Below are 14,385 nucleotides of genomic sequence, written 5' to 3'. Positions count from 1 at the left end.
ACGTGCGGCGGACGGGCAGGGGCCGGGCGGAGTCGCGGTGCGGCCGCCGAGTCCGGGCACGCCCGTCGGCCGCGGGGCGTCAGCGCGCGAGCGGGACCTCGATCAGCACCGGGCCGTCCCAGCGGCGGGCGAGGGCCTGGTCGAGCTCGGCCCGCGTCGCGGCCCGCACGTGGTGCCAGCCGTAGGCGGCGGCCAGGGGGGCGAGCTCGACGCTCTGCGGGGTGAACTGGACCCGGGTCATCGCGTCGGCGGGGGCCGTCGCGGCCACCTCGAGGCCGTCGAAGATCGTGCCGCCGCCGTCGTTGCCGACGACGACCTGCAGCCGGGGCCGCACCTCGCCGTCGCCGAGGAGCAGCGAGCCGACGTCGTGCAGCAGGGTGAGGTCGCCGAGCAGCACGCGCGTCACGCCCGGGCGCGCCTCGTCGAGCTGGCTGGCGAGGGCGATGCCGGTCGCGGTCGCGACCGTGCCGTCGATGCCGGCGAGGCCGCGGTTCGCGTGCACGGGCACCTTCTTGCCGGGCACCACCTCGTCGACCTCGCGGATCAGCCGCGAGGCGCCGAGCACGAGCCGGTCGTGCGGCCAGGTGACGCGCCAGAGCGTCTCGGCCAGGGCGCGCCGCGTGACCCCGCGGCGCAGCAGCTGCACCTCGCCGCGGAGGAACTCCGCCCGCACCGAGGCGTCGTCGCTCGTCGCGGCGTCGAGGTCGGGCGCCTGCTCAGGGTCGCCGACGAGCGCGCGGCCGGCGTGGACCCAGCGGCCCACCCAGGACCGGTGGGCGCGGTCGTCGGGGGCGCCTCCCCCACCGGGGGCGACCTGGACGGCGGCGACCACGGTCGCGCGGCGGCTCGGGTCGTAGGCGTCGGCGGTGCGCCCGCGGACGACGACGACCTCGACGTCGGGGCGCGCCAGCAGGGCGGGCACCTGGCGGGTCAGGGTCGGGTGGCCGACGACCACCACGCGGCGGACGAGCCCGCCGAACTCCGCGTCGGCGAGCAGCGTGCGCCAGCCGAGGGCGAGGTTCGGCCCGAAGTGCGCGCCGCTCGAGACCTCGGCCACGAGGGGGGCGCCGAGCTCGCGGGAGAGGCGCTCGGCGTCGGGACCGGCGTCGTGGCCCGCCACGACCAGCGTGGCCGGGTCGTCGTCGACGGAGAGCAGGTGGGCGGGCCCCGCGGAGGGGCGGGTCACCTCGCCCGGGCGGGCCGCGGGCAGCGTCGTCACGGCCGCCGAGAGCGGCTCGCGCAGGGCGACGTTGAGCTGGACCGGGCCGGGAGTGTCACGGCCGTCGTCGCCGCCGGCGCCGAGCGAGGCCGCGACCGCTGCCCGGGCGAGCCGACGGACGGCCTCGACGTCGACGTCGCCCTCGGAGGGGGCCTCGACGTCGCGCACCCACGGCACGGCCGGGCCGAAGAGACCGGGCTGCACGGTCGTCTGGTTGCTGCCGACGCCCCGCAGCTCGACAGGCCGGTCGGCCGTGAGGAGGACGAGCGGCACGCCGGAGTGGTGGGCCTCCAGGACGGCCGGGTGGAGGTTCGCCACGGCCGTGCCGGAGGTCGTCACGACCGCGGTCGGCCGGCCGGTCTCGACGGCGAGGCCCAGGGCCGTGAAGCCGGCGCTCCGCTCGTCGATGCGCACGCGGAGCCGGAGCCGGCCCGCCCGCTCGAACTCGGCGGCGGCGAGCGCCAGGGCCTGCGACCGCGATCCGGGGCTGAGGACGAGCTCGTGCACGCCCGCGTCGACGAGCGCGGCGAGCAGCGCGACGGCGTAGTCGGTGGCGACGCTGCCGGAGCGCTCCGCCGGGAGGCCGTGAGCGGTGCCGGTGTCGACGGGACCAGCGGCGACCCCGTCGGTGTCGGCCTCGGCCTCACCCTGGACGGCGTCGTGGTCGTCGGGCAGCGCGGAGCCCGAGGAGTCGGTGCTCACGGCCTCAGGCCGTGCCGGTCTTGTCGTCGTTGTCGAGCTCGGAGAGCTCCTGCTCGAGGCGCCGGATCCGCTCGTCGGTGGTCTCGCGGTCGAGGTCGGTCACCGTCGCAGCCGAGCGGCCGGAGAAGTCGGGGTCGTCGTCGGGGGCGATGAAGCGGCGCTGCGGACCGCGGCCCGCCTTGCGGGCGCGGCCGAGCAGGAACCACAGCACGGCGCCGACGACGGGCAGCAGGACGATGATCGCGGCCCAGAGGGGCTTGTTCAGCGCCCGGAACCGGCTCGACTCCGCGAAGAGGCAGTCGACGAGGGCGTAGATCACGAACGCCGACGCCGCGACGACCGCCACCACCCAGAACTTGACCATGGCGACGATCATAGGCGTCGCTCCCGGGGGTCGGCTGGGCACGCGACGCCCGGTGCCGGAGAGCGGCCCACGGCGGGCACACCGGCGGCCGCGGCTAGGATCAGCGCGTGAAACCCTGGGTCAAGTACACGGTCCTGCGCCTCGGCATCTTCCTCGTGGCGCTGGTCCTGTTCGTGCTGCTGCTGCCGAACCCCTACCTCGCGACCCTGCTCGCCGCGGTGGTGGCGTTCTGCGTCTCGTACATCTTCTTCGCCGGCCTGCGGCGCGAGGTCGCGCTCGAGCTGGCCGACCGTCGCTCGCGGCCCGAGCCGCTCGACCGCGACACGCTGGCGGAGGACGACGACCTCGCCGAGCAGGACGCTCGTCTGGCCGAGGCCGACGCCGCCCCCGCCGCCCCCGCTGCCCCGGACGACGCCGGGTCGCGCCCCGCCGACGACCGTCCCGAGGGCCCCGCCCGCGGCGCCTAGGCGAACAGCACGGCGGCGAGGGCGAGCCCGTACAGGAGCGCCGTGAGCGACGCCAGCTGCAGGGCGAGGATCAGCTCCTTCGGGGTCTTGCCCGTGACGCCGATGACGGCCGCGGGCACGGCCGTCAGCAGCGTGAAGTACACGTACGGCGCGTGGAAGTACAGGAAGCCGAAGTACACGAGGATGAGGAACGGCAGCAGCAGGAACGACGCGTAGAGCGCGCGGGCCACCGGGTCGCCGACGACGACCGCCAGGGTGCGCTTGCCGGCCGCGCGGTCCTGGGGGATGTCGCGGATGTTGTTGACCATCAGCACCGCGCAGGCGAACAGCCCGGCCGAGACGCCCGCGACCCAGGCGTCGGCGGGGAAGCGCCCGAGCTGCACGAAGGTCGTGCCGACCGTCGCCACGAGGCCGAAGAAGACGAAGACGAAGACCTCGCCGAGCGCGTTGTAGCCGTAGGGCCGCTTGCCCCCGGTGTAGAACCAGGCCGCGACCACGGCGGCGGCGCCGACCGCCAGCATCCACCACTGCTGCGTGAGCACGACGACCGCGACGCCGGCGACGGCGGCCACGGCGAACGAGACGAGGGCGACGCGCAGCACCGTCCGGGGCCGGACGGCGCCCGAGCCCGTCAGGCGGGCCGGCCCGACCCGGAACTCGTCGGTGCCCCGGATGCCGTCGGAGTAGTCGTTCGAGTAGTTGACGCCGACCTGCAGGAACACCGCGACGGCGAGGCAGAGCAGGGCGAGCAGCAGGTCCCAGTCGCCGTTCGCCCGGGCGACCCCGGTGCCGAGGGCGACGGGCGCGACGGCGAGCGGCAGGGTGCGGAGCCGGGCCCCGCCGATCCAGTCGCGGGCCGTGACCCGACGTGCGGGCTGCTTCCCCGGGCGGCCGCCCGGTCGTCCGCTGCGCTTCGTCCTGGATGTCGTCGTCTTGGCCACCCGACGAGTGTAGTTCCCGCCCCGATCGCGGTCAGGGCGCGACGAGGCGCTCCAGCGCGAGCCGGTCGGGCTTGCCGCTCGGCAGCAGGGGCAGCCGCTCGACGACCACCACCCGGTCGGGCGCGGCGGCACGGCCCGCCTCGGCCACCACGGCGGCGCGGAGCTCGGCCAGCGTCCCGCCGTCCGGGCCCTCCCCCGCGCGCACGACGACGGGGACCTCACCCCAGCGCTCGTGCGTCGACCGGACGACGACGGCCCCGGCCCAGCCCGGCAGCTCGCGGACGACCCGCTCGACGGCGCCGAGCGACACCTTCTCGCCGCCCGAGACCACGACGTCGTCGAGGCGCCCGGTCACCGTGAGGAGGCCCTCGTCGCTCACCGTGCCCGCGTCGCCCGTGCGGTACCAACGCCGCCCGTCCCGCTCGACGAACGCGGCGGCCGTCCGGGCCTCGTCGTCGAGGTAGCCCTCGGCGAGCGACGGGCCGGAGAGCTCGACCTGGCCGCCCACCACGGCCACCCGGGCCTGCCCGACCGGACGGCCGTCGTACACGCAGCCGCCGCCCGTCTCGCTCGACCCGTAGGTGCGCACCAGGGGGACGCCGGAGGCGCGGGCCCGGTCGACGACGGAGGCCGGCGTCGCCTGCCCGCCCACCAGCACGGCCGTGAAGCCGCGGAGCGCCGCGGCGACGCCCTCGTCGTGCTCGGCGGCGTCGAGGGCGGTCACCAGCTGCGCCGGGACGAGCGAGGTGTACCGCACCGGGTGCGTGAGGCGGGCGGCCGCCCGCGCGAACGCCGCGGCGTCGAAGTGGCCGGGCGCGAGCAGCTCCGGCTCGGTGCCGGCGGCGATCGAGCGCACGAGCACGTTCGTGCCGGCCACGTAGTGCGCGGGCAGGGCGAGGAGCCACTGCCCCGGCCCGCCCAGCGCCCCGTCGGCGGCGGCCGCGCCGGCCAGGAGCGCGTCGGTGCCGAGCGCGACCCGCTTGGGCCGGCCGCTCGAGCCGCTCGTCTCGATCACGAGGGCGACCGGCAGCGGCACGGTCGTCGGCAGGTCGGCCGGCACGACGTCGTCCGTCCGCGGGGCGACGGCGGGGCCGCCCGCGAGCGCTGCCCGGAGCGCGAGCAGCACGCGCTCGGGCGAGCGGGCGTCGACCGCGACCAGGGGCCGGGTCATGCCCCGCGCCTCCCCGGCCCCGCCGCCCTCAGTACTGCCACGGGAACGGCGACCAGTCGGGCTCGCGCTTCTCGAGGAAGGAGTCCCGGCCCTCGACGGCCTCGTCGGTGCCGTACGCCAGGCGCGTCGCTTCGCCCGCGAAGACCTGCTGGCCCACGATGCCGTCGTCGGTCGCGTTGAACGCGAACTTGAGCATGCGGATCGCGGTGGGCGACTTCGTGAGCACGACGCGCGCCATCGCCAGCGCCTCCTTCTCCAGGTCGGCGTGGGGCACGACGCGGTTGACCGCGCCCATCTCGTGGGCACGGTCAGCGCTGTACTCCTCGGCGAGGAAGAAGACCTCGCGGGCGAGCTTCTGGCCGATCTGCTTCGCGAAGTAGGCGCTGCCGTACCCGGCGTCGAACGAGCCGACGTCGGCGTCGGTCTGCTTGAACCTGCCGTGCTCGCGGCTGGCGATCGTGAGGTCGCACACGACGTGCAGCGAGTGGCCGCCGCCCGCGGCCCACCCGGGCACCACGGCGACGACGACCTTGGGCATGAAGCGGATCAGCCGCTGCACCTCGAGGATGTGGAGGCGGCCGGCCGAGGCGGGGTCGGCCACGTTCGCCTCGTCGCCCTCGGCCTTGTAGCCGTCGCGGCCGCGGATGCGCTGGTCGCCGCCGCTGCAGAAGGCCCAGCCGCCGTCCTTCGCGCTGGGGCCGTTGCCGGTCAGCAGCACGACGCCGACCCGGCTCTGCTGCCGGGCGTGGTCGAGCGTGCGGTAGAGCTCGTCGACCGTGCGCGGCCGGAAGGCGTTGCGGACCTCGGGGCGGTCGATGGCGACGCGCGCCACGCGGCCCTCGACGTCGAGGTGGTACGTGACGTCGGTGAGGTCGGCGAAGCCGGGCACCTCGCGCCACTCGGTCGGGTCGAAAAGGTCGGAGACGGTGTCGCGCATGCCCGCCAGCCTACGACCGGCGGCGGGGACGGGGCCTCGCGCGGGGCCTGCGCTCGGAGCAGGGCCCGGCCGGGAGCGGGCCCTCCGCGACGGCCGCGTCCCCGGCTCGACGGGCCTAGAACTGCGGCAGCGCGCGGCCCAGCAGGTAGACGAAGACGAACGGGTTCGCCAGCACGCAGACCAGCACGGCGGCGACGCCCTGCCAGCGGCCGCGGCGGAGGGCCACGGCGACCAGCGCGACGACCCCGACGACGACCGAGGCGAGCATCGTGACGAGCGCGATCGAGGCGGCCGCAGCGACGAGGTCGGCGGCGAGGAGGCCGACGGCCAGGCCGTCGAGCGCGAGGAGGAGGAGGCCGAGGCCGAGGGTCACGACGCCGAGCCGCCGGCTGCGGGCCGGCTGGGCGGCCTCGTCGTGGGTGGCCTCGTCGAAGACGGTGAGGCCGTCGTCGGCGGCGGAGCCGGGCTGCCCGGAGCGCTGCCGGGCGTCACGGGGCTCGGTCGGGTCGGTCTCGGGAACGGCCATGGTGACCGACCCTAGCGGCCGACCCGGTGACAGACTGGAGACGTGCCGAGCGTCGTACCTGCCGTCCTCCCGCCCGTCGGCGAGCTGCTCGACGGCGCCCACGTCGTGGCCCTCCCGCTGCGCACGCGGTTCCGCGGCATCGTCGTGCGCGAGGCCCTGCTGGTCGAGGGGCCGCGGGGCTGGACCGAGTTCAGCCCGTTCGTCGAGTACCTCCCGGCCGAGGCCGCCACCTGGCTCGCCGCCTCCGTCGACTTCGGCTGGGGCGCCCCGCACGTCGTCCGGGCCGACACCGTGCGCGTGAACGCGACCCTGCCCGCCGTCGGCCCTGCCGAGGTCCCCGGCGTCCTCGCACGTTTCCCCGGCTGCCGCACCGTGAAGGTCAAGGTCGCCGACCGCACCCAGACGCTCGCCGACGACGTCGCCCGCGTCGCCGCCGCCCGCCGACACGTCGGCCCCGAGGGCCGCGTCCGGGTCGACGCCAACGGCGGCTGGTCGGTCGACGAGGCCGAGGAGGCGCTGCTCGCGCTGGCCCCGTACGCCCTGGAGTACGCGGAGCAGCCGTGCGCCACGGTGCCCGAGCTCGCCGAGCTGCGACGCCGCACGGCCGGCCTCGGGGTCCTGGTGGCGGCCGACGAGAGCGTGCGTCGAGCCGACGACCCCCTGGCGGTCGCCCGGGCGGGCGCCGCCGACCTGCTCGTGATCAAGGCCCAGCCGCTCGGCGGGATCCGTGCAGCGCTCGAGGTCGTCGAGGCGGCGGGCCTGCCCGTCGTCGTCTCGAGCGCCCTCGACACCTCCGTCGGCCTCAGCACGGGCGCCCACCTCGCGGCGGCGCTGCCCGGCCTCGAGCACGACTGCGGGCTCGGCACGGCCGCGCTGCTGGCGGCGGACGTCACCCGGCAGCCGCTGCTCCCGGTCGACGGGGCGATCGACGTGCGCCGGGTCGAGGTGGACCACGACCTGCTGCGCGAGCACGCCGCCCCCGACGAGAGGGTGCGCTGGTGGCGTGACCGGCTGCGGGCCTGCCACGACGTGCTCTCCGCGACCCGCGACTCCTGAGGGTCCCGGGCACCGGCCCGCACGGGCCGGCGGTCGGATCAGAGGCCCGAGTAGGCGTGCAGGCCCTTGAAGAACACGTTGACGATCGAGAAGTTGAACATGACGGCCGCGAAGCCGATGATCGACAGCCACGACGAGCGGGCGCCGCGCCAGCCGCGCGTCGCGCGGGCGTGGATGTAGCCGGCGTAGAGCACCCAGATGATGAAGGTCCAGACCTCCTTGGTGTCCCAGCCCCAGTAGCGGCCCCAGGCGCGCTCAGCCCAGACGGCGCCGGCGATGAGGGTGAAGGTCCAGAGCACGAAGCCGACGAGGGCCACGCGGTACGCCAGGTCCTCCAGGCGGTCGGCCGCGGGCAGGGTGTCCATGAAGCGGAGGTTCGCCAGCTTCGCCTGCTCGCGCTTGGTCTGGATCAGCTGCGCGACGGAGAGGCCGGCCGCGATCGCGAAGAACCCGGTGCCGAGGATGGCCACGAGCACGTGGATGACCAGCCAGGCCGACTGCAGCGCAGGCTGCAGCGGCGAGACGGCGACGTAGTAGTTGACCGTGCCGATCGCCAGCAGGATGAGGTTGAGCCCGGTGACGTAGGCGCCGAGGTACGAGATGTCGACGAAGAGCTTCACCACGAGGTAGACGCCGACGATGATCGCCGTGCCGGTCAGCGAGAACTCGAACATGTTGGCCCACGGCACACGGCCCGCGGCGATCCCGCGCATGACGACCGAGGCGACGTGCACGAGCAGGCCGAGCACGAGCAGCGACGTGGCGACGCGCTCGAACTTCGAGGCGCGACGACCGCCGGAGGCGCCGGGCACGTCGCCCCCGCCGGTGACGGTGTCGGCACGGTCGAGCACGATGGTGCTGCCCCCGCCGGCGCCCTTGCGGAGCGTGCCGCCCGACGACCCCACCGGGGCGGCCGGGACGGCGACGGCCGAGGCGGCCTGCTGGGCGTCGCCGGAGCGCTTCGCCAGGTCGAGGGCGAAGGTCACGAAGGAGATCGTGTAGATCGCCATCGCCGAGTAGACGGCGACGAGCGAGTAGTAGGCGAGGTCGGCGGTCACGGAGTGATCCTACGTCCGCCGCGCGACGCGGAGGGCCCCGTGTCGTTCGACGTCGAGCCGGGGCGCGACGCCGCCTTCGCCGCCTCGGCGGGCACGCCGAGGGTCGTGAGGTGCGTGCGGGCGACCTCGCCGACGGCCCGGTCGAGCGTCGGGTCCTCCCCGCGCGCGAGGCCGGCGTACTCGAGCCGGAGGCCGGTGCCGGTGGCCGTGGCCTTGACCCAGACGCGGCGACGGGGCACGAAGAGGGCCGTGAGCAGGCCGCCGAAGGTGAGCACGGCGAAGAGCAGCACCCACACCTGCGAGGGGTCGTGGTGCACGTCGAGCGACGCGAAGCGCTTCACGTCGTTGAACGTGATCGTGCCGAGGCCGTTCGGCAGGTCGACCGTCTCGCCCGGGCTGAGCTGGAGGGCCTTCTGGCCGTTCTCCGCCCCCGCGCCGGCGATCTCGGTCATGTCGTCGGTCTTCAGCGAGTAGACCGACTGCGGCACGCCGTCGTCGAGCGCGAGGTCGCCGTCGTAGACGTTGAGGCTCAGCACCGGGTTGAGGAGGTCGGGGTAGCTGGAGGCGAGGATCCCCGAGCCGTCCCCGGTCTCGACCGCCGACGGGTAGAAGAAGCCGATCATGCCGACCTGCTCGGAGAGCCCGTCGGGCACCTTGACGACCCCCTGCGACGTGAGGTTCGCGTCCTGCGGGAGGAAGGGGATCGTGTCGGTGAACGGCTCGCTGCCGTCGGGCGCGGTGACGGTCACGTCGACCGCGTAGCCGTTGCCGAGCAGGTACACGGTCGAGCCGCCGATGGCGAGCGGGCTGTTGACCTTGATCTGCGTCGACCGCGGGTCGCCGCCCTGCGTCCGGGTCGTGACGTCGGCCGTGTAGTCGGTCGGCTGCCCCAGCGCGTCGGTGTTGGTCTCCTCGTACGTCGTGCGGAACTTGTCGAGCGTGATGTTGTACGGCGACAGCTGCGAGTCGCTGAACCACCGGCCGGGGTTGAACGAGTCGTACGACACGAGCGCGTTCGTGAAGGTCTGGCCCTCGACGATCACGCGCTGGCCGGTGTAGCCGAACCCCCCGCCGACGCCGACGGTGAGCAGCACCCCGACGAGCGCCGAGTGGAAGACGAGGTTGCCGGTCTCGCGGAGGTAGCCGCGCTCGGCGCTGACCGAGTCGCCGAAGACCTCGGTGCGGTAGCCGGCGCGCTTCAGCTGGGCGCGGGCCGCCGTGACGGCGGCGGCGGGGTCGAGGTCGACGCCCGACGCGCCTCCCTCACCGGCCTCCAGCGTGACCGAGCGGTAGCCGGCCAGGCGGGAGAGCCGCGCGGGCGTCCTCGGCGGGCGGGCCCGGAGCGCCTCGAAGTGGTGCTTCGTGCGCGGGATGATGCAGCCGATCAGCGAGATGAAGAGCAGCAGGTAGACGGCGGAGAACCACGGCGACGAGTAGGTGTCGAAGACGCCCAGCTTGTCGAGCACGGGGAAGAGGTCGGGGTGGTCGGCCCGGTACTGGACCACGCCGTTCGGGTCGGAGGTGCGCTGCGGCACGAGCGAGCCGGGGATCGCCGCCACCGCGAGCAGCATGAGGAGGAAGAGCGCCGTCTTCATGCTCGTCAGCTGGCGCCAGAAGAAGCGCAGGTAGCCGACCAGGCCGAGGCGCGGGTTCGTGACCCCGCCGTCGCGGTCGCCACCGGCGGACGCGGCCGCGTCGCCGGCGGCGGGCTCGGCGGGGGCGACCGAGTCGTAGTGGTCGCTCGGCCTCAGCGGGTCGCCGACGGCGTCGGAGCCGTCGGTGACCTCGGTGCTGTCGACGGCGTCGGGGGTGCCGGTCGCGCCGGGCGCTCGGTCAGACGATCGTGCCATAGCCCGCGATCACCGCCCCGACCTCGGACATCAGCGCGGACCAGAGCCCGGTGACCATGAGAAGACCGATGACCACCAGGACGGAACCTCCGACGATGTTGACGACGCGGATGTGCCGCTTGACGAACGAGATGGAGCGCGACGCCCAGCCGAGGCCGAGGGCGACGAGCAGGAAGGGCACGCCGAGGCCGACGCAGTAGGCCACGCCGAGCAGCACGCTCTGGCCGACCGACCCGGTGTTCAGCGACATCGCCGTGATCGCGGCGAGCGTCGGCCCGACGCACGGGGTCCAGCCGAGGCCGAAGACGATGCCGAGCAGCGGGGCGCCGGCGAGGCCGGTCGCCGGGGTGAAGCCCGGCTTGAGGGTGCGCTGCAGCACCGTGAACTGGCCGATGAAGACGAGGCCGAGCGCGATCACGACGAGCCCCATCACGCGCACGATCAGCTCGCGCCACTGGATCAGCCAGAAGCCGACGGCGCCGAAGGCGAGGTTCGCCCCGACGAACACGACCGAGAAGCCGGCGATGAAGAGGAGCACGCCGATGACCACCCGGCGACGGTCGCGGGCGCGGCCGGCGTCGTCACGGGCGCCGCCGGTCAGGCCGCCGACGTAGCCGAGGTAGCCGGGCACGAGCGGGAGGACGCAGGGCGACAGGAACGAGATCAGGCCCGCCAGCACCGCCACGGGCAGCGCGACGGCCAGCTGCCCGCCGGCGACCGCGTCGAAGAAGGGGTTGCCCTGGTACACCTAGGCCTGCTCGGCGACGGCGTCTTTGATCAGCTGGTCGAGGATGCTGGGGCCCTGCAGCCCGCCCAGGATGCGCGCGGCGATGCGGCCCTGCTTGTCGAGCACGATCGTCGTCGGCACGGAGTTCGGGGCGATGGTGCCCGCCAGCGCGAGCTGCACGGTGCCGTCGTTGGTGTCGACGACCGAGGGGTAGGTGACGCCGAACTTCTCGGCGAAGGCGAGGGACGTCTTCGCCTGGTCGCGCACGTTCACGCCGAGGAACTGCACGCCGTCGCCCTCGTGGGCCTCGCTGAGCTGCTGCAGGTCGGGCGCCTCCTGCCGACAGGGCGGGCAGCTGGCGTACCAGAAGTTGAGAACGACGACCTGGCCGTCGAGGTCGGAGCGCGAGACCTCGTCGCCCGCGTCGGTCGTCGCCGTGAACTCGACCGGGTCGCGTCGCTCGTCGACGGGGACCTCCGTCACGGTGCCCTCGCCGGAGATGTAGTTCTCGGTGCCGCCGTCGGCGTACTGCTGCGCGAGGCCGTCGTTCGCCGACGTGCAGCCGGCGAGGGCGAGGGCGAGCACGGCCGCGGCGGCGAGGCCGCGGACGGTGCGCCGACGCAGGGTCGGACGGGTGGTGGACGGGGCCGCGGAGGCCCCGTCGGACGGTGCTCGGGTGGTCACACTGCTCCCAGGTCGACGGCGTTCGCAAGCAAGTCTGCCGCGGGATCCTGATAGCCCACCTCGACGAAGCGGTCGCCGCGGCGCTCGAGGGTCGTCACGCTCGACAGCGAGCAGCGGCGGCGACGCGGGTCGTGGAAGAGGCGCGCGCCGGTGACGCTGCGGTGCACCATCCAGATGGGCAGCTGGTGGCTGACGAGGACGACGTCGCCGCCGTCGACGCTCGACCAGGCCTCGTCGACCGCGGCGAGCATGCGGGCGGCGATGCTGACGTAGGCCTCGCCCCAGCTCGGCTTGAGCGGGTTGACGATCCACGGCCACTCGGCGGGCACGGCCAGCTGCTTCGCGACCGTGAAGTCGCTGCGGCGCCCCTCGTACTTGTTGGTCGGCTCGATGAGGCGCTCGTCGACCTGCACCGGCAGCTCGAAGGCCTCGGCCCACGGAGCCGCGCTCTCGCGCGTGCGCTGCAGCGGGCTGGCGACGATCGCGGCGACCGGGGCGCCCTGCGCCTGCAGCATCGCGGCCGACGAGGCCGCCATGCGGTGGCCGAGCTCGCTGAGCCCGAAGCCCTCGAGTCGGCCGTAGAGGACGTGGTCGGGGTTCTGCACCTCACCGTGGCGCACGAGGTGGATCTGCTGGGCGGGCATGCGCCCCAGTCTAGGTCGGGGCCCGGCGCACACCTCCCACCGGGGAGACCCACAGGAGGCGCGGTGCGGGGCCCGCAGGGACGCCCGCGCACGGTAAACTCGGGCCTCGTGATCGAACGCACCCTCATCAACGACCTCGCTCCCCTCCCCGACGGCACCGTCACGGTGGCGGGCTGGGTCGACACGGTCCGTGACCAGAAGAAGGTGCAGTTCGTCGTCCTCCGCGACGAGTCCGGCGCCGTCCAGCTCGTCCGCCCGCGCACCGCGGCCGACGTCCTCGCCGAGGCGGGCGAGACCGACGAGGTCGCCGACGCGATCTCCGGCCTCTCGCAGGGCAGCTTCGTCACCGTGACGGGCCAGCTCAAGCACGACGAGCGGGTCAAGCTCGGCGGCATCGAGGTGAAGATCGACACCCTCGTCGTCGACAGCCTCGCCGACCCCGAGACCCCGATCGCCGCCGACAGCGGCATCGACAAGCGCATGGACTGGCGCTTCCTCGACCTGCGCGTGCCGCGGAACGCCCTCATCTTCCGCGTGCAGACGACCTTCGAGCACGCCATGCGCACCTACTGGGTCGAGCGCGGCTACATCGAGATCCACACCCCCAAGATCATGGCGTCGGCCAGCGAGTCGAACGCCGAGCTCTTCAAGGTCGACTACTTCGAGGGCAGCGCGTTCCTCGCGCAGAGCCCCCAGTTCTTCAAGCAGATGGCGCAGTCGGCGGGCTTCGGCAAGATCTTCGAGATCGCCCCGGTCTTCCGTGCCGACCCGTCGTTCACCTCGCGGCACGCGACCGAGTACACCAGCGTCGACGCCGAGATCAGCTACGTCGACTCCCACGAGGACGTCATGCAGATGCAGGAGGAGCTCCTGGTCGCCGCGTTCACGGCCGTCGTCGAGAAGCACGGCGCCGAGATCACGGAGCTCTTCGACGTCGAGGTGACCGTGCCCACGACGCCCTTCCCGCGCATCCCCCTGGCCGAGGCGAAGCAGATCGTCGCCGACCGCGGCTACGTCGTGCCCCGCGCCGACGCCGACATGGACCCGGAGGGCGAGCGCCAGATCGCCGCCTACGTGAAGGAGACGTTCGACCACGACTTCGTCTTCCTCACGGACTACGACGCGTCGATCCGGCCGTTCTACCACATGCGCCACGACGACGACCCGCAGCTCACGAAGAGCTACGACCTCATCTACAACGGCACGGAGATCACCACCGGCGCCCAGCGCGAGCACCGCGTCGAGGTGCTCGAGGCGCAGATCCGCGAGAAGGGCATGAAGCCGGAGGAGCTCGGCGGCTACCTCGACTTCTTCCGCTACGGCGCCCCGTCGCACGGCGGCTTCGGCATGGGCCTGGCCCGCGTGCTGATGCTGATGCTGCACCAGCCGAACCTCCGCGAGGTGACGTACCTGTTCCGCGGGCCGACGCGCCTCACGCCGTAGTCGACACCGCCCCGCGGGGCGGAGCGCGACGCCGCGACGGGCCCGACGAGAGCGATCTCGTCGGGCCCGTCGTGGTAGGGGGTCGCCGAGCGGTGCGGTGCGGTGCGGCCGGGACAGCAGCGGCGGAGCGCCGGGGCATCAGCCCCTCAGAGGACGGCCTTGCGCAGCGCGGTGCGGAGTCGGTCGGGCTCGACGCGCCAGATGGTGTGCACCCGGTCGTCGATGAGGACGACGGGGATCTCCTCCGCGTACTCGTCGCGGAGGGCGGCGTCGTCGAGGATGTTCGTCTCGACGTAGCCGAGGTCGTGGGCCGCGAACTCCGGCTCAGCGAGCACGGCGTCGAGGGCTGTCCGGGCGTCGTCGCACAGGTGGCAGCCGGGCTTCGTCAGCAGGGACAGGCGGGGAGCACTCACGCCCCGACCCTACCGGCCCCCGCCTCCGCGCATCCTGCGGCGTGATGTGCCACCGATCCCCAGCTCCCCTGCTCCCCGCTTCCTCTCCCCTCTGTCGCAATTGCCGACTCACGGCCTCCTGATACGGGAAAATCCACGCCCTGGACGAGTCCAAGCTGCAGATCGGTCGGCATTTGCTGTCAC

15 protein-coding genes are annotated in these 14,385 nt (G+C 74.0%); 3 read left to right on the top strand and 12 right to left on the bottom strand.

Annotation, left to right across the window (positions count from 1 at the left end; genetic code table 11):
• Positions 1–79: 79 nt before the first annotated feature.
• Together menD and ASF82_RS02515 are read right to left on the bottom strand one after the other, a co-directional pair.
• Positions 80–1,753 carry a 2-succinyl-5-enolpyruvyl-6-hydroxy-3-cyclohexene-1-carboxylic-acid synthase gene (gene menD / locus ASF82_RS02520; RefSeq protein ID WP_056055654.1) on the bottom strand — a complete coding sequence of 558 codons (1,674 nt, stop codon included), beginning with the start codon at positions 1,751–1,753 and terminating at the stop codon, positions 80–82.
• Positions 1,754–1,925: 172 nt separating this feature from the next.
• On the bottom strand, positions 1,926–2,285 hold the full coding sequence (locus ASF82_RS02515; protein ID WP_056055651.1) for a PLD nuclease N-terminal domain-containing protein: 360 nt from the start codon (positions 2,283–2,285) through the stop codon (positions 1,926–1,928).
• Positions 2,286–2,392: 107 nt separating this feature from the next.
• Here ASF82_RS02515 and ASF82_RS02510 point away from each other — a divergent pair, with 107 nt between their 5' ends.
• Complete coding sequence (locus ASF82_RS02510) at positions 2,393–2,752, top strand: DUF4229 domain-containing protein (protein WP_056052965.1); 360 nt, start codon at positions 2,393–2,395, stop codon at positions 2,750–2,752.
• Here the strand turns inward: ASF82_RS02510 and ASF82_RS02505 are convergent.
• From ASF82_RS02505 to ASF82_RS02490, 4 genes are all read right to left on the bottom strand, one after another.
• Entirely contained in the window at positions 2,749–3,693 is a 945-nt protein-coding gene (locus ASF82_RS02505) for a 1,4-dihydroxy-2-naphthoate polyprenyltransferase (protein WP_056052963.1), read from the bottom strand. The genes ASF82_RS02510 and ASF82_RS02505 overlap by 4 nt on opposite strands.
• Before the next feature lie 31 nt (positions 3,694–3,724).
• Positions 3,725–4,864: an AMP-binding protein gene (locus tag ASF82_RS02500; RefSeq protein ID WP_056052960.1), complete on the bottom strand. Its 1,140-nt coding sequence runs from the start codon at positions 4,862–4,864 to the stop codon at positions 3,725–3,727.
• Between the two features lie 28 nt (positions 4,865–4,892).
• Positions 4,893–5,801 carry a 1,4-dihydroxy-2-naphthoyl-CoA synthase gene (locus ASF82_RS02495; protein ID WP_056052957.1) on the bottom strand — a complete coding sequence of 303 codons (909 nt, stop codon included), beginning with the start codon at positions 5,799–5,801 and terminating at the stop codon, positions 4,893–4,895.
• Between the two features lie 115 nt (positions 5,802–5,916).
• Positions 5,917–6,327 carry a hypothetical protein gene (locus ASF82_RS02490; protein ID WP_056052955.1) on the bottom strand — a complete coding sequence of 137 codons (411 nt, stop codon included), beginning with the start codon at positions 6,325–6,327 and terminating at the stop codon, positions 5,917–5,919.
• Positions 6,328–6,369: 42 nt separating this feature from the next.
• On the opposite strand from ASF82_RS02490, the gene ASF82_RS02485 reads away from it, so the two are divergent.
• The gene (locus ASF82_RS02485) at positions 6,370–7,383 is read left to right on the top strand and encodes an o-succinylbenzoate synthase (RefSeq protein ID WP_056052951.1); all 1,014 of its coding nucleotides are present in this window, start codon (positions 6,370–6,372) and stop codon (positions 7,381–7,383) included.
• A 38-nt stretch (positions 7,384–7,421) separates the two neighbouring features.
• On the opposite strand, the gene ccsB is transcribed toward ASF82_RS02485, so the two are convergent.
• Genes ccsB through ASF82_RS02460 form a run of 5 tightly spaced genes read right to left on the bottom strand, consistent with a single transcriptional unit; the run spans position 7,422 to position 12,346 of the window.
• Positions 7,422–8,441, bottom strand: coding sequence for a c-type cytochrome biogenesis protein CcsB (ccsB, locus tag ASF82_RS02480; RefSeq protein WP_369814245.1), 1,020 nt, complete (start codon positions 8,439–8,441; stop codon positions 7,422–7,424).
• Positions 8,438–10,291 carry a cytochrome c biogenesis protein ResB gene (locus ASF82_RS02475; RefSeq protein WP_082514250.1) on the bottom strand — a complete coding sequence of 618 codons (1,854 nt, stop codon included), beginning with the start codon at positions 10,289–10,291 and terminating at the stop codon, positions 8,438–8,440. The genes ccsB and ASF82_RS02475 overlap by 4 nt, the downstream gene beginning before the upstream one ends.
• Positions 10,275–11,039, bottom strand: a complete 765-nt coding sequence (locus ASF82_RS02470) for a cytochrome c biogenesis CcdA family protein (RefSeq protein WP_056052949.1) — start codon at positions 11,037–11,039, stop codon at positions 10,275–10,277. Before ASF82_RS02470 ends, ASF82_RS02475 begins: the two co-directional genes overlap by 17 nt.
• Positions 11,040–11,702 (bottom strand): TlpA disulfide reductase family protein, encoded by a 663-nt coding sequence (locus ASF82_RS02465; RefSeq protein WP_056052946.1) that lies wholly within the window; start codon positions 11,700–11,702, stop codon positions 11,040–11,042.
• Positions 11,699–12,346, bottom strand: coding sequence for a histidine phosphatase family protein (locus ASF82_RS02460; protein WP_056052943.1), 648 nt, complete (start codon positions 12,344–12,346; stop codon positions 11,699–11,701). The genes ASF82_RS02465 and ASF82_RS02460 overlap by 4 nt, the downstream gene beginning before the upstream one ends.
• A gap of 108 nt (positions 12,347–12,454) precedes the next feature.
• On the opposite strand from ASF82_RS02460, the gene aspS reads away from it, so the two are divergent.
• On the top strand, positions 12,455–13,789 hold the full coding sequence (gene aspS, locus ASF82_RS02455; protein ID WP_056055646.1) for an aspartate--tRNA(Asn) ligase: 1,335 nt from the start codon (positions 12,455–12,457) through the stop codon (positions 13,787–13,789).
• A 146-nt stretch (positions 13,790–13,935) separates the two neighbouring features.
• Here aspS and ASF82_RS02450 read toward each other — a convergent pair whose 3' ends face one another.
• Positions 13,936–14,202: a glutaredoxin family protein gene (locus tag ASF82_RS02450; protein ID WP_056052939.1), complete on the bottom strand. Its 267-nt coding sequence runs from the start codon at positions 14,200–14,202 to the stop codon at positions 13,936–13,938.
• Positions 14,203–14,385: the final 183 nt, after the last annotated feature.

It is taken from the genome of Frigoribacterium sp. Leaf164 (genome assembly GCF_001423665.1).
Taxonomy (GTDB): Bacteria; Actinomycetota; Actinomycetes; order Actinomycetales; family Microbacteriaceae; genus Frigoribacterium; species Frigoribacterium endophyticum.
This window is presented reverse-complemented; position numbering and strand designations above follow the sequence as displayed.

Excerpts from the sequence above, each read along its gene's own strand:
- ASF82_RS02515 (WP_056055651.1), bottom strand. The coding sequence starts at position 2,285 with ATGGTCAAGTTCTGGGTGGTGGCGGTCGTCGCGGCGTCGGCGTTCGTG.
- ASF82_RS02500 (WP_056052960.1), bottom strand. The coding sequence starts at position 4,864 with ATGACCCGGCCCCTGGTCGCGGTCGACGCCCGCTCGCCCGAGCGCGTG.
- ASF82_RS02495 (WP_056052957.1), bottom strand. The coding sequence starts at position 5,801 with ATGCGCGACACCGTCTCCGACCTTTTCGACCCGACCGAGTGGCGCGAG.
- ASF82_RS02490 (WP_056052955.1), bottom strand. The coding sequence starts at position 6,327 with ATGGCCGTTCCCGAGACCGACCCGACCGAGCCCCGTGACGCCCGGCAG.
- ASF82_RS02475 (WP_082514250.1), bottom strand. The coding sequence starts at position 10,291 with ATGGCACGATCGTCTGACCGAGCGCCCGGCGCGACCGGCACCCCCGAC.
- ASF82_RS02460 (WP_056052943.1), bottom strand. The coding sequence starts at position 12,346 with ATGCCCGCCCAGCAGATCCACCTCGTGCGCCACGGTGAGGTGCAGAAC.